Raw genomic sequence first — 14708 nt, 5'->3', positions numbered from 1 at the left:
TGTATGAATTACTTGTAAATTTGGAATTGATTAACGTGGGTTTCCAAACCCACGATCAAGGTTCCACAAGTTTCAGTTTTGTTCAATTTTCAAGGTCCTGCTGCGCTGTCGCGTCTCCGTGACAGCTTGTATATTATATATCAGATTCTCTCGTTTGTCAAGAGGTTTTCTGAAAGTTTTTTGAAGAAGTTTTCTTCAAAAAACGGCGTACAAGCTGTAGGTAAAGGCTCCAGCGGCTGCCGCCGCGGGCTGGGCTCGCGAGACAGCTTGATTATTATAGCAAGTAGTATGACCTTTGTCAACAGGTTTTTGCAAGTTTTTTTGATTTTTTCGACAAAGTTTGAGGGAGAACTTTGGGCAAGGTGTATATTGGGGTGACGGCGGTTGGCGGGCACAAATTATGGGGGTGGTGGGTGGTGGAAGATTAACGGCAGGCGATGGGAAGGTTGCGGGCCGGGCATGCCCGGCCCCTACGGGGGTGATGGTGGAAGGAGCGGTGTGTTTTCCACATTCGGCGCACATGAATGTGGAAAACACTTGCAATTTCTACCTTATTATAATAGTATAGAGGCAACATACTTGAAACGAGGTCCTGTCATGATCCTGGCATTGAATATCGGCAACTCCAATATTACGTTTGGCGGGTATACGCCGGACGGCAAGCTGGTGTTTTCGTCGCGGCTGTTTGCGGACACGGCGCTGAGCAGTGATGAGCTCCTGTACAAAATCGTAAACATGCTGGCGCTGTACGGGGCGGAGCCGCAGCAAATCACGGCGGTCATCTTTTCCAGCGTGGTGCCGGCGCTGACACCGCGGCTGCGCGAGGCCCTGCGCAAAATGTGCGAGTGCCAGATCATGGAGGTCGGCCCCGGGCTGAAAAGCGGGGTGCGCATCCGCATGGACAACCCGGCCCAGCTGGGCGGCGAGCTGCTGTGTGCCATCGTGGGCGCGCTGCAGCGGTGCACGCCGCCCTGCGTGGTGGTGAACTTTGATACCGCCACTACCCTGCTGGCTGTGGACAGCACCGGCGCACTGGTGGGCGGCAGCATCCTGCCGGGGCCGCAGTGCTCGCTGTCGGCGCTGGTGCGCAACACGGCGCAGCTGCCCCAGGTGGAACTGGAGGCCCGCCCGCGGCGTCTGCTGGGGGCCAACACGGCGGACTGTCTGCACAGCGGCATTGTGTACGGCACGGCGGCCATGCTGGACGGCATGGTCGCGCAGATCCGCGCAGCGCTGGGCGCACCCGACGCGCCGGTGGTCGCAACCGGCACGCTGCCCGACAGTGTGCGCACGGCGTGTGCGACGGATATTGTGTACCGCGAGACGCTGGTGCTGGAAGGGCTGTATTGGATCTGGAAGAAGAATACGCGGAAGTGACGTTGGTTACCGGTATATAAGGTAAGAAGGCGTCGTGGGCAAAGCGGCGCGGAGCGGTCAAGACCGCTCCCTACGGGCCGGGGCTGTAACGTCTGCCGACGTAAAGTTGCAGGCCGGGCATGCCCGGCCCCTACGGGGTGGTGGATGGTTGGCGGGTGCTGGCTGGGAGGTGCGCGTGAGGGATGAATCCCTCCCCCTACGGGTTATGTGAACGGGAGATTGTAGGGCGGCCTGCCCTCAGGCCGCCGCGGGCGTGTATGGGTGTGGGTATGTTTTCGGGCCATCTCTGTAGAGGGCGGCGTCCTCGACGCCCCGCGGAGGGGTCAAGACCCCTCCCTACGATGCAAACCAGTAACAGGCGGCGACGCAGGGTTGCGGGCCGGGCATGCCCGGCCCCTACGGGGTGGTGGATGGTTGGCGGGTGCTGGCCGGGAGGTGCGGGCGGCATATATGCCGCTCCCTACGGGCAGGGCGTATTGTACTATCCGTATTCCGGACAAACATCATTCTATATCCAAAGAGGTGCTGCTTGCACCTCTTTCTTTTTTTGTGGTGTCGTGTTATAATATATTATGTATAGTTATGTACAAAATTTACAGAGAAAGGTATTTATTCATCACCTATGCAGCATTTGAAAAACTTTAACTGGAAGAAATTTCTCTTGCAGGGGGTGCTCCCCTGCCTGCTGGCGGTGGCGGTGGGGTTCATCTCCCGCTATCAGCTGGAGCTGTCCGACGGCGTGACCGAGAGCTTTTTGCAGCTTCAATGGCCGCTCTACGCGCCGCTCAATGCGCTGACCGCCTTTTGCCTGACGCTGATTTTGTTTGCGCTGCTCGGCAAATGGAGCCGCGCAACGGGCATTTCGGGCGCGGTGTTCACCCTCATTGCGCTCATCAACTACTACACCCGCGACCTGCACGGCTCGGCGCTGATGCCCCAGGACATTTTGAACCTCGGCACCGCCGCTGAGGTCATGGGCAGCTACACCCTGAAAATCACGCAGGACGTTGTGAAGATCGTGCTGCTCTACCTGCCGATTCTGGCGATTGTGTTCGTGCAGGCGCAGCTGGTCAAGGGTGCGCCTAAGCGCGCCGGCTGGAAGGCCCGCGGCGTGCGGGCGGCGGGCAGCGCACTGGGCGTGTTTCTGGTCATGTTCTTCGGCTACTTCGGCCCCGTGACCATCAAGCCCAAGACGACCTACGGCTGGGCGTGGCAGAACACCTACTACACCTACGGCTATCTGGCCGGGACGATTGAGGCCACCAGCCTGATGGCCGACCCGGTCATTGAGCCGGAGAACTACAACGACGCCGCGGCGGTGAACACCGCCCGCAAGGCCGACGACTACATCGCCCCTGCCAGTCCCGAGAGCGCCGAGGACTACCCCGACATTGTGCTGATCCTGTCCGAAAGCTTCTACGACTTTGACCTTGTCACCGACCTGCAGGCCGACACCGACATCATGCCGGTCACCAAGAACCTGCCCAACTCGGTCTACGGCCACACGATCAGCCCCCATGTGGGCGGCGGCACAAACTCCACCGAGTACGAGATGCTGACCTCCAACTCGCTGATCCTGATGCCCAGCATCACGCCGTTCAACTGGCTGAACCTGTACAACGCCAACAGCGTTGTCAGCTACCTCAAGGGTCTGGGCTACTCCACGATGGCCGCCCACCCCTACACGAACTCCAACTACCGCCGCGACTCCGCCTGGCTGGCGCTGGGCTTTGACGAGACCCATTTCCAGAGCGATTTTACCACGCAGGAGACCTACGGAGACCGCCCGTACCAGACCGACTCGGCCACCTACCGCGACTGGGAAACGATGTACGAGGCCATGCCGGAGGACAAGCCGCGGTTCAGCTTCCTGGTGTCCATCCAGAGCCACGGCGACTACGATATGAACGATGCGTCGCTGGATATTGTCCACGCCGCCACCGACTACGGCGACTACGATGCGCTGATGGACGAGTACCTGAGCTGCATCAAAAAGACCGACGCCGCCGTGCAGGAGCTGTGCGATTACTTTACCGCGCAGTACGAAAAGACGGGCCGCAAGGTCATTGTGGCCATGGCCGGTGACCACGCGCCCAGCTTTGTGGGCCATGTGGCCGACCCCAGCTTTGCCGAAACCGACAACGAGCTGCAGATTTTGGAGCGCAGCACGCCGTTTTTCATCTGGGCCAACTACCCGCTGGAGCACACAGCAGCCGCCACCAGCACCACCGACCCGCTGAACCGCATGGACATGGTCATGCTGACCCCCACCCTGCTGCAGCAGGCGGGTCTGCCCCTGAGCGACTACTACGAGTACCTGCTGGAAATGAAGCACAACACCCCCGTTGTGACCGCCGCCAACGACTACATGAAGGTGGACGGCAGCACAGCCGAGTACGGTGCAGACCTCGCGCTGGACGAGTGGGCCAAGGGGTATCTGATGCTGGAATACAACAACATCGGCGCGCACGCCAAGCGCGACCAGAGCATTTTTGACCCCGCCGAATAAAGAGGAGGCATCCCTATGACAGGTCTGAAACAAACCCCGCGCAGCCGCAGCGGCTTCACGCTGGTGGAGCTGATCGTGGTATTGGTGATTCTGGGCGTGCTGGCGGCCTTTGCCGTCCCGGCGCTGACCGGGTACATTGACAGCGCCAAGGAAAAGCAGGCCGTCAGCGAGACGCAGGCGTGTGTGATGACGGCGACCCGGCAGGGTGCGCAGAACTACGCCCTGGTGCAGAACGCATCGATAACGGGAAAAAGCGATGGTGCAGATGCCCTGACAAGCTGGGCAGGCCCATTAGAAGCAAACGCACCCGAGGTCACAGGCGGCAAGGTCGCCTTGACCGAGGGCAGCGGGCAGTATCTGCTGGATGTGGCAAGCCCGCCTGCGGGCAGTATTGCCACGACCACGATTGCGGCAGATGCCGGGGTCAAGGGCACCGTGCAGGGGATGACCTGCAACGCCAGCGGGCAGGTTTTATACTTAGTGTATACCAGCGCCGATGGGATACAGGTCGTATACACGGCCACCGGAACGAATGCGCGTGTGGACGGAAGTATTGACAGCATCGTTGTTCCAAAGCCTGATGATACCAAACCGGAACCAAACCCCAACCCGGAGCCTGCACCGGGCCCAGAACCAACTCTCTTAGGGGTTACGATTTTAAAAGTAGACGCCACCACCAAGATTCCACTTGGCGATGCAAAGCTACAGATTCTTAAAGATGGTACGGAGGTTGCTTCTTGGACTTCGTCAACCAGCAGTTCAGGGTATTCCGTTAGTTTGCCGGTTGGTAATTATGTGCTGCGCGAAACTTCAGCTCCCGGAAATTATGCTCTTGCAAAAGATATTTCGTTTTTCATTACAAAGAACGGTGAAACATTGACCTTGAGCGGCGATTCTGGAGTATCTGCTACCGGAAACAGCATCACCATGGAAGATGAAAAGTTGGATCCTACAAAGGATGACAAAGTCTTTATCCATTTACAGGATGTCGTAACAGGGTCTTCCAGTAATTTTGCCAATAAAACATACACTGTAACGGTTCCCGACCCTAAGATTACCTACGAAGTCACTACTGATGCTAACGGCAATATTCCTTTTGAGATTTATGATAAAGCATCGGGCAAACCCATTGTTGCCGGTCAGTTACCCACATGGGTAAACAATTTTACCATTACAGAAAAAGACCCTATACCGGGATATCAGCCCCTAAAAACGGAATCTTTCACCATCGAAATCAACAAATCTTATAATAGCGGCAAATACCTCGGCTGTACCTTTAGTAACTTTGTTTTCGGCGGCAATACGAACGGTACTTTTGCAGAAGGCAATGTGATTACCCTGCAGTACTTTCCCACTGCCGTTGTAAAAATTCTAACAACCGATGCAGAAAATCATCCCCTTGCTGATGCTTTCTTTAACATCACAGACACATCAGGGAACGTCATTTTTAAGAATCTAAGAAGTAATTCACAGGGTTATTGCTTTGTTCCTCTGCAGCTTAATTCCGGAGATGGCATGACTGACCTTGTTTATCTGGATAGTGCAAAAACTTATAAACTCATCGAAGTTACTGCACCTACCGGATATCAGAGTGGCGTCAACTGCTCTCTTGCTTTTAATTTCAGCCCGTATCCGGATGCATACATGAAAACGCCCGGGCGACAGACCGCTGCCCATAATACATGGTTTAAGCTAAATATTTATAACCATGATTACGGTGAATGGGGCCGTGTTGAGCAGTATGGAGATAATGGTGATATTATTCATGTTGTCAACAGCAAGAAATTGACCTGCACCACCTATCTGTACAAAATTGATGACGCCGGTAATGCCGTATCCGACGCAACCCTTGTTCTCAGCTCTAAAGATGGGAATCATATTCTTCTTGGCTTTGACAGTGGCGGCGGCGGTACTCCCCAATTGTCTAGTTATCAATCTTTTACCACTACCTCCGCTCCTTACTATGTTGTACAACTCCGCCGTGGGAAGACCTATGTATTAGAGGAGCAAACCCCACCACAGCATTACACAAAAGCTGAAAAGATTACTTTCACAGTTCCGTCAGACGCGGATACTTTTACTGTCTCTATGATTGACCATAACTCAAGTGAGGATAAATCTGATATAAAGTTCGACAAGGTCACTTTTAATCAGGCAAATAACTGGGCACACAAACTCACTACGGATAATGAAATCAGTTTTAGTGGCGGTGAAATTATTTGCTGGAAGGGTATCGCTTACTACAATTATGCTAAGAATTCGGACTATACCTATAATATTTCGAATAACAAGCGTGATGACTATAAAAAAGTTGATTCTCCTGAACTGAATAATGCTCCCGATCCCATGACATTTTTAAGCAATTATCTCAATGAAAAAAAATCCGATAAAAAAGCAGCCGACTATATTGTTCCCCTTACGGGCAAGGCTTATCTTTATAGTGAGCAAAATGTAACACTCAAAAAAGGTGACATTATTATTCCTGATAATTATGGGGACGGAGTTCCTGACGATAAAAAGAACAAAAAAGTATATGTCTATATCGGTGACAAGGATTTACCTCTTACCTCTGATTTTCTCAGCAATGAAAACTTTACTACGCTAGAGCATAAACTACAGGATAAAAATCAAAATATATATAATTTCACCCTCAATCAATAAGAAAGCCCCCACCCAGCCGCAGAACATCTACGGTTGGGTGGGGGTGGTTTATTTGTAGAGATTGCAGGGGTGCGGCGGCAGCGGCAACGCTCCCGGGTGGATATGGGATTCGCCCCTGCGTTCTCTGCCAATCACAAAAACTCTTTCCAGTAAATCTCTGCGCTTCTCGTCATCTCCCGGGAAAAGTCGCTCGCGTACTTGCGCTTGCAAAATGCCTGCACGGCTTTGTCAAAGTCGTAGTCGAGCTGGCCGTTGGCGGCGGCTTTCGCCGCAAAGTCGGCGCGCAGCTCGTCGGGCGTGCGGTCCGTGTACACATTCTCACAGACGACGGCCTGCTCGGCAAAGCGGGCGGGCTTGGGGCGGCGCTGCTGCTGCTCCGTGGGGCGGCCAAACACCAGCATACAGGCGGGCACAACGTACTGCGGCAGGTGCAGGGCGTCGCGCATGGCCTCAGCATTCTCGAGGACGTCGCCTATGTAGCAGCTGCCGATGCCCAGAGACTCGGCGGCGACCACGGCGTTCTGGGCGGCAATGCAGGTGTCGGCCACGGCCAGCATCAAGTCCCCTGCCCCGGGCTTGCGGGCGTCCGTGATGCCCGCGGCGTGGTAGGCGTTGAGCCAGCGGCGGCAGTCGGCCAGGAACACCAGCACCAGCGGCGCACCGGCAATGAACGGCTGGTGGTCGCACAGGTCGGCCAGCGTGGCCTTCAGCGCCGGGTCGGTGATGTCCAGGATCGTGTACAGCTGCTGGTTGCCCGCCGTCGGTGCCTGGAACGCCGCGTTCAGGATGGCTGCCCGCTCGTCCGGCGTGACGGGGTCAGTGGTGAATACCCGCACGCTTTTGCGGGCGGAGAGGGCGGAGAGGATAGCGTTGTTTTCCATAATAAGCTCCTTTAAGCCTTCCCCCGAGGGGGAAGGCAAATCAAAATCAATTTTTCCGTTTCTTCAAAAACTTCCCGATCAGCGTATCCAGCATGCTCAGCACCTCGCGGATGTTCAGCACGCAGACCACCGCGGTGATGCCCACGACGGGCAGCGCCCAATGGGTCAGGTTCATCATGCACCAGATTTCCGCCAGCACCAGCGCCAGATTCAGCACAAGCCACGCCGGGTGGAAGTCGATCTCCAGCAGACCGCGGGTCGAGTAGGCGCGCAGCAAAAACACCAGCATCAGGCTCAGGAAGCTGGCCGGGGTTACGCCCCACGGGCCCCACTGCAAAATGAACAGGTAGTTCAGAATCAGGTTCAGCACCGCACCGGCCAGCATTGTGAACAGCGAGCCGGTAGACCGTTTATACACGACGTAGACGCTGTTCAGGAACTGGTTCAGGCAGGTCAGCATCGAGCAGAGCGTCAGGAACGGAACAAACGTCCAGGCGTCAAAATATTCAGCCTTGAACACCCGCATGAGCAGCTGGCACAGCATGATGATGCCCGCCACGCAGCAGAACAGCACGCTGGCATACACGCGGAATATCTTGGAGAAGAACGCCTCGCGGTCCGTCTCCTCGGTCACGGCGGAGAGCTGCCACGCCTCGTAGAAGATGCTGCCCAAAATCGTGATGATCTGCGGCAGGAAGTACCCCGCCGACAGCAGCCCGACCCAGTGGTTGCCGCTGCGGCCCGCGTAGCCCTCGCACATGCCCTGCACAAAGAACATGTCGCTGGCGTTGATGATCCAAAAGCTGATGGACGCCGGGATCATCGGCAGGCAGTAGCGCAGCATCTCCTTCCACAGCGTCTTGTCAAACGCCTTGGGCTTGAAGTACCGCCAGCACCCGCCCGCAATGAACACAAACACCATGGATGTCAAATCTGCCAGCGCGTTTGCCAGCAAAAAGCCTGCAGCGCCCATTTTTAAGACGCTCAGGAACAGCAGGTAGTAGAGCAGCAGGCTCAGCGTTGTCAGCACACCGTCTATGGCGACCAGCCGGTTCAGCATCCGCGAGCGGATGAACTGGGTACACAGCGTTCTCATACAGCTGGCCAGCACGCAGAGGTACAAAAAGCCCAGGTACTCCGCAGCGTTGGGGATGAGCCGCACCAGCGGCATGGCCAGCAGCAGCACCACAAAGCCCAGCCCGATAGTCGCCGCGCCGTTGACAAAGACGCTGGATTTGTTGGTCGCTTTGTCCAGCCCGAACCGGATGACCGCATAGGCCACGCCAAGGCTGACCACCGGGATCAGCAGGTTTGTGGCCTGCTGCAAAAGGCTGGACACGCCCATAACGTCCGGCGAGTCGAGCGCGTAGCTCAGATACGGGCGGATGAAGAAGCTGAGCAGCTTGGAGCTGAAGTTGGAGATGGCAAACAGCAGCGTATTGCTGACCAGCGTCGTATATTTTTTCTGTGGAGACGGCAAGATGGGAACCTCCCTTGTTTGTAGAGTATGAAGCCTTCCCCTCCGGGGGAAGGTGGCCGAGCGAACGCGAAGGTCGGATGAGGGCAAACCTTCCGCCGGCACCCCGTTCACGGGCAATCGCGGCAAACTTCCGCTCTCACCGCAGCTTCAGCATCCGTTCCCGCTGCTTATAATCCGGCAGCACCTCCGCCACCGCGGCCCAGAACGCCGGGCTGTGGTCGGGGTGGGCAAAGTGACAGAACTCGTGCACAACAACGTACTCCTGCGCGGGCAGCGGCATCGTGCAGAGCCGCCGCGCAAACGCCAGCGTGCCGGTGCGCAGACTGCACGACCCCCAGCGGGTGTTCATGTCACGCACCGCAATTTTGGGCATCGCGCCGCCCGGGCAGGTCGCCGCGAATTGCGGATAGTATGCCCGGCACAGCGCCTGCATATAGGCCAGCGCCTCGGCCTTGGGCGGCAGCGCGGGGGCCTCGGCGGCCTCTCGTTCGCGCCGGGCCGCGGCACGCACCTGTGCGGTGCGCACCCAGTCGGCCCGCGCCGTGACAAAGGCGTCCACATAAGCCGCAGGCACCCGCGGCGACGCACTGGCCGCCACACTGCCGTCGGCCCGCACGCGCAGGTTGATGTTGCGCACCCGCCGCCGCGTCAGCGTGTAGGTGATGCCGCCCGCCGTCCGCTCCATGCCCGGCCCCCCTTTTGCAAAAGTATATAGTTTATTGTACACGCATTTGCCCAAAAGTGCAACAGTTGCCTGCGGCGGCGCATTGTGGTATGATACTGCCAAAAGGGGGCTTTTGCATGAAATCGCTGTTTTTTGTTCTGCCCGCCCTGCTGCTGGGCCTGACGGCCTGCGGTGCGCCGGTGGCCGCCGTGACCCTACCCGACGCCGTGCAGGTCGAAAAGACCCAGACCGCCGAGACCGCCGTCCTCTACGAGGATGCCGACGGGCGTGAGGTCAGCCCCCGCCGCGCCGCCCTGACCGAGTGGCGCTGGTCTGTGGCCGATGACACGATTGCCGAGGTCGATCCCAGCGGCATTGTGACCGGTCTGCGCGGCGGCTCGACCACCCTGACGCTGCAAAGCGCCGACGGGAAAATTTCCGCCAGCTGCCCGGTGCAGGTGTCCAGCCCGCTGCGCGGCATCGCTTTGGACGACTACACGCTGTATTTTGACGACGAGCTTGTGACCTGGATCACCGCCGACGGCACGCGCGAGTCCGACTACGCCTACGCCAGCCGCGTCGGCGCAGTCTGCCATCTTCTGCCGGAGGACACCACCGACCACCCCGCCGTGACCTATCACATCGCCGACGAGCGCATCGCCCGCTTCGACGGCTCCTGGCTCGTCCCCGTGAATTACGGCACCACGACCCTGACCGCCGACTGCGGCGGTTTTACAGCGCAGTGTACCGTAACGGTGGTCAGGCCGAAGGAATAGGCAAAAGAAAACGAGGGGATGTACAACAGCCCCTTTGGTGACCCTCCCGTCCATCTCCCGCGCCCTAAAAACAGCCCGCGGGGCTGTTTTTGCCCCGCGGGACGCGGACGCGGGGCACGGGCTGTTCGATTCCCGTACTCCTCTACTCCTTACAATGTACAATAAAAAGAAAAAAGCTCAACCTCTTGCGAAGTTGAGCTTTTTGGTGACCCGTACGGGAATCGAACCCATGTTACAGCCGTGAAAGGGCCGTGTCTTAACCGCTTGACCAACGGGCCATATAATACAAGATTTCGCTAAAACAGCAAGCAACTTATCGGCTACTATTGCAACCGACCCCCAAGTATTTTAGCGAAATCCTGTATCATGTGGTAGCGGTAACTGGATTTGAACCGGTGACACTTCGGGTATGAACCGAATGCTCTAGCCAACTGAGCTATACCGCCACATTTGTCGTCGCGCTCTTGAGAACGCTATATTATTATAGCCGACATTCTCCCCTATGTCAAGTAGTTTTTCCCGATTTTTTTCAAAAATGCAAAAAAAATCCCGCATTGCGTGTGCAATGCGGGGGAAAACTCTAAAGGCAACACTGCATAATTCTAAGTGCCGATACGGCGAGCGCGGTGCGGCAGCTGCTAAGCCAAAAGCGCAGATAATACTGGATGTCTTATCGAGCATTTTGGCAACGCAGATGCCGTGCCGCAGCCGCCGGAGCGGTGCTTAAGCCGTAAGGCGGGAATTATGAGGTGTTGCCTAAAGGCCTCCCACGAGGGGCTGCGCCCGCAGGCGCGTGTCGGAGCGCAACCGCCGAAGGCGGCTCTTAGCGCGGAGACTGAAGCTGTCCGCAAAGCGGACTGATGAGGGGCGAACTTACGGCAGTTACCCGGTTATGGGCGGCCACGGCAGCTTTCCCCTCATCCGGCCTCGGGCGGGGCCTCGGCCACCTTCCCCCTCGGGGGAAGGCTCTTTCAAAATTACTTCTTGTTGGGCACCAGCACGGCCTTGCCGCCCATGTAGGGGCGCAGGACCTCGGGGATGGTCACGGTGCCGTCGGCCTGCAGGTGGTTCTCCAGGAAGGCGATCAGCATACGCGGCGGGGCCACGCAGGTGTTGTTCAGCGTGTGGGCCAGCTGGGTCTTGCCGTTCTCATCCTTAAAGCGGATGCGCAGGCGGCGGGCCTGGGCGTCGCCCAGGTTGGAGCAGGAGCAGACCTCGAAGTACTTCTGCTGGCGCGGGCTCCACGCCTCGATGTCGCAGCTCTTGACCTTCAGATCGGCCAGATCGCCGGAGCAGCACTCCAGCTGGCGGACGGGGATCTCCATGGAGCGGAACAGCTCGACGGAGTTCTTCCACAGCTTATCGTACCAGTCCATGCTGTCCTCGGGCTTGCAGACGACGATCATCTCCTGCTTCTCGAACTGATGGATGCGGTAGATGCCGCGCTCCTCGATGCCGTGGGCGCCCTTCTCCTTGCGGAAGCAGGGGCTGTAGCTGGTCAGGGTCAGGGGCAGCTTGGCACCGTCCAGCGTCTGGTCGATGAAGCGGCCAATCATCGTGTGCTCGGACGTGCCGATCAGGTACAGGTCCTCGCCCTCGATTTTGTACATCATAGCGTCCATTTCAGGGAAGGACATAACGCCCTTGACCACGTCGCCGTGCATCATGAACGGGGGGATGACGTAGGTAAAGCCCTTGTCGATCATAAAATCGCGGGCGTAGGCCAGCACAGCCTCGTGCAGGCGGGCAATGTCGCCCAGCAGGTAGTAGAAGCCGTTGCCGGAGACGCGGCCTGCGGCGTCAAGGTCGATGCCGTCGAAGCTCTCCATGATGTCCACGTGGTACGGGATGGGATAGTCGGGCACAACGGGCTCGCCGAAGCGCTGGACCTCGACGTTATGGCTGTCGTCGGGGCCGATGGGCACGCTGGGGTCGATCATTTGGGGGATCGTGTACATGATCTCCTGGATCTTGGCCTGCAGCTCGGTCTCCTTGGCCTCCAGCTCCTTCAGGCGGTCAGCCTGGGCCGTGACCTGCTTCTTGATTTCCTCGGCCTCGGCAGCCTTGGAGGGGTCTTTCTTGGCCTGGCCCATCAGCGCGCCGATCTGCTTGGACAGCTTGTTGCGGTTTGCGCGCAGGTCGCTGGCCTCACCGATGGCGGCGCGGTACTCGGCGTCAAGCGCGATGACCTCATCGACGAGGGGCAGCTTGGCGTCCTGGAACTTTTTCCTGATGTTTTCCTTGACGGCGTCCGGGTTTTCACGGACAAAACGAATGTCTAACATAGTGGTACTCCTCTATTCAATATTTGCTTTTGTAGGGGCCGGACATGTCCGGCCCGCGGCTTTACAAATAAATAGCATTTTATGGGTAGGCTGCGGGCGGGGCATGCCCCGCCCCTACAGATTTCCGGGCTGCTCACCCTTCCGGGTCATACATTCCCAGCAGGCTCACGAACTTTTGCAGCATATCATCGCTGTAAAAGTCGATTTTCAGCGAGCCCTTGCCGTCCTTGTAGTCAACATGGACCTCGCTGCCGGTGACCTCTTTCAAGGCCGCCTCCACCTCCACGGCGCGCTTCGGGCGGGTGAAGTTATCGTCCTTCGCCTTGGGCGGTTTGACGGGCTTCGTCAGCTTTTTGCACAGGGCCTCGGTCTGGCGCACGTTCAGATTCTGCGCCGTGACCTCCGCCGCAGCCTGCCGCATCAGATCCTCATTGGGCAGCCCCAGCAGGACCTTGGCGTGGCCAAAGCTCAGCTTGCCCCCGCTGACCATACGGCGCACATCCTCAGGCAGGGCCAGCAGGCGCAGGCTGTTGGTCACGGCGCTGCGGCTCTTGCCCAGCTTTTTCGCGGCAGATTCCTGCGTTAAGCCGTACTTGTCGATCAGCTGCCGACAGCCCTCAGCGACCTCGATGGGGTCGAGGTCCTCGCGCTGCAGGTTTTCAATCAGCGCCAGCGCGGCGGCCTGCTCGTCGGTCACATCCTTGATGATGACCGGCACTTCGTCCAGCCCGGCCAGGCGCGCGGCACGCCAGCGGCGCTCGCCCGCAATGATGATGTACCCCGGGCCGACCTTTTTGGGCCGCACCGCAATGGGCTGCAAAAGCCCGTTCTCGGTGATGCTGTCGGCCAGCTGGTTCAGCGCGTCGTCGTCAAACCGCTTGCGGGGCTGCTCGGGGTCAGGCTCGATTTCCCGCAGCGGCAGCGTTGAGTTGGACGCTTCGCTGCCGGTATCGTCGGACAGGTCGGCAAACAGGCTGTCCAGCCCCTTGCCAAGCCCGCCCATCTTCTTTTTGGCCATCGGCGTCCCTCCTTATCGTTCGTTGTTTGCCAAAAATTCCCGCGCCAATTCCATGTATGCCTCGCTGCCCTTGCCGTTCGGCTCATAGAAGTTGATCGGCATACCGAAGCTCGGGGCCTCGCTCAGGCGCACGGTGCGCGGAATGACGGCGCGGTAGACCTTGTCGCCAAAGTACTTTTTGACCTGCGCGACGACCTGCATCGTCAGGTTGAGCCGCCCGGAGTACATCGTGAACAGCACGCCCTCGATGTCTAAGTACCGGTTGTACTTTTTGCGCACGGTTTTCAGGGTCGCCATCAGCTCGCTCAGGCCCTCGAGCGCGAAGAACTCGCACTGCATCGGGATGATGACGGTGTCCGCCGCGCAGAGCGCGTTGACGGTCAAAAGGTCGAGCGACGGCGCACAGTCGATGAAGATGTAGTCGTACAGCGGCACGACGGGGGCCAGCACGGTGCGCAGGCGCATTTCCCGCCGCGGCACCGACACAAGCTCGATGGGCGCGCCCGCCAGCTGGGTGTTGGACGGCAGCACATCGGCGTTGTACTCGCTCTTGATGATGGCCTCGCGGACGTCATCATCGTCGATCAGGCAGGTGTAGGTGTCGGCCTCCACCTTGTTTTTGGAGATGCCATACGCCGATGTGGTGTTGCCCTGCGGGTCCAGATCGACGATGAGGACCTTTTTGCCGAGTGCCGCCACACAGGCGCTCAGGTTGACGGCGGTGGTGGTTTTGCCAACGCCGCCCTTCTGGTTTGCTATTGCGATGACTTTTGCCACGCCGTACCTCCCCTGTTTTTGCGTTTTTTTGGCGGCTTTGGAGCCGCTTGTATCTATTATAGCACAAACGGAAGGGATAAAAAAGGGGTTTTTCCAACAAAAAAGTCCGGCAGATGTTCCACGTGGAACATCTGCCGGGGGTATGCCATGCCGCAAACAGCGCGGGCGTGAACGATGGTGGGAAAGCTCGCAGGCCGTTGCAGGGGGCGGCGTCAGCGAAGGCCCGCGGGGGGTGCGCGGGCAGCTGCCTTTTGGGATAATGCCGCCGCGGCTGCCCGTG

At 58.1% G+C, this 14708-nt stretch carries 10 protein-coding genes and 2 tRNA genes; 4 read left to right on the top strand and 8 right to left on the bottom strand.

All coding sequences use genetic code 11. The features are described 5' to 3' along the window. The first annotated feature begins 597 nt into the window (after positions 1-597). The 3 genes from B5D32_RS11270 to B5D32_RS11260 all read left to right on the top strand — a co-directional run bounded on the left by B5D32_RS11270 (position 598) and on the right by B5D32_RS11260 (position 6547). Positions 598-1377, top strand: a complete 780-nt coding sequence (locus B5D32_RS11270; protein WP_078785125.1) for a type III pantothenate kinase — start codon at positions 598-600, stop codon at positions 1375-1377. A 622-nt stretch (positions 1378-1999) separates the two neighbouring features. Next, positions 2000-3886 (top strand): LTA synthase family protein, encoded by a 1887-nt coding sequence (locus B5D32_RS11265; RefSeq protein ID WP_078785124.1) that lies wholly within the window; start codon positions 2000-2002, stop codon positions 3884-3886. A 15-nt stretch (positions 3887-3901) separates the two neighbouring features. Continuing rightward, complete coding sequence (locus B5D32_RS11260; protein ID WP_078785123.1) at positions 3902-6547, top strand: prepilin-type N-terminal cleavage/methylation domain-containing protein; 2646 nt, start codon at positions 3902-3904, stop codon at positions 6545-6547. A gap of 131 nt (positions 6548-6678) precedes the next feature. Here the strand turns inward: B5D32_RS11260 and B5D32_RS11255 are convergent, their stop codons facing one another. From B5D32_RS11255 to B5D32_RS11245, 3 genes are all read right to left on the bottom strand, one after another. Then, the gene (locus B5D32_RS11255; protein WP_078785122.1) at positions 6679-7428 is read right to left on the bottom strand and encodes a nitroreductase family protein; all 750 of its coding nucleotides are present in this window, start codon (positions 7426-7428) and stop codon (positions 6679-6681) included. Between the two features lie 46 nt (positions 7429-7474). Continuing rightward, complete coding sequence (locus tag B5D32_RS11250; RefSeq protein ID WP_078785121.1) at positions 7475-8908, bottom strand: lipopolysaccharide biosynthesis protein; 1434 nt, start codon at positions 8906-8908, stop codon at positions 7475-7477. Positions 8909-9044: 136 nt separating this feature from the next. Beyond that, positions 9045-9593, bottom strand: coding sequence for a M48 family metallopeptidase (locus B5D32_RS11245; RefSeq protein ID WP_078785120.1), 549 nt, complete (start codon positions 9591-9593; stop codon positions 9045-9047). Between the two features lie 116 nt (positions 9594-9709). On the opposite strand from B5D32_RS11245, the gene B5D32_RS11240 reads away from it, so the two are divergent. Continuing rightward, a complete protein-coding gene (locus B5D32_RS11240) occupies positions 9710-10348 on the top strand; it encodes an Ig-like domain-containing protein (RefSeq protein WP_078785119.1) in 639 nt (212 codons plus the stop codon). 203 nt (positions 10349-10551) lie between these two features. Here the strand turns inward: B5D32_RS11240 and B5D32_RS11235 are convergent. From B5D32_RS11235 to B5D32_RS11215, 5 genes are all read right to left on the bottom strand, one after another. Then, positions 10552-10626: transfer RNA gene (locus B5D32_RS11235), tRNA-Glu, on the bottom strand. Between the two features lie 91 nt (positions 10627-10717). Beyond that, positions 10718-10794, bottom strand: a tRNA-Met gene (locus B5D32_RS11230). Between the two features lie 531 nt (positions 10795-11325). Beyond that, positions 11326-12633: a serine--tRNA ligase gene (gene serS, locus B5D32_RS11225; RefSeq protein ID WP_078785118.1), complete on the bottom strand. Its 1308-nt coding sequence runs from the start codon at positions 12631-12633 to the stop codon at positions 11326-11328. 133 nt (positions 12634-12766) lie between these two features. Further along, positions 12767-13651, bottom strand: a complete 885-nt coding sequence (locus B5D32_RS11220; protein WP_078785117.1) for a ParB/RepB/Spo0J family partition protein — start codon at positions 13649-13651, stop codon at positions 12767-12769. A 12-nt stretch (positions 13652-13663) separates the two neighbouring features. Continuing rightward, complete coding sequence (locus B5D32_RS11215; protein WP_078785116.1) at positions 13664-14428, bottom strand: ParA family protein; 765 nt, start codon at positions 14426-14428, stop codon at positions 13664-13666. Between the last annotated feature and the right edge of the window lie 280 nt (positions 14429-14708).

The sequence above is a fragment of the Gemmiger formicilis genome (assembly GCF_900167555.1).
Classification (GTDB): Bacteria; Bacillota; Clostridia; order Oscillospirales; family Ruminococcaceae; genus Gemmiger; species Gemmiger formicilis.
Note: the sequence above shows the minus strand (reverse complement) of the source record. Positions and strands in the feature narration are given on the sequence as shown.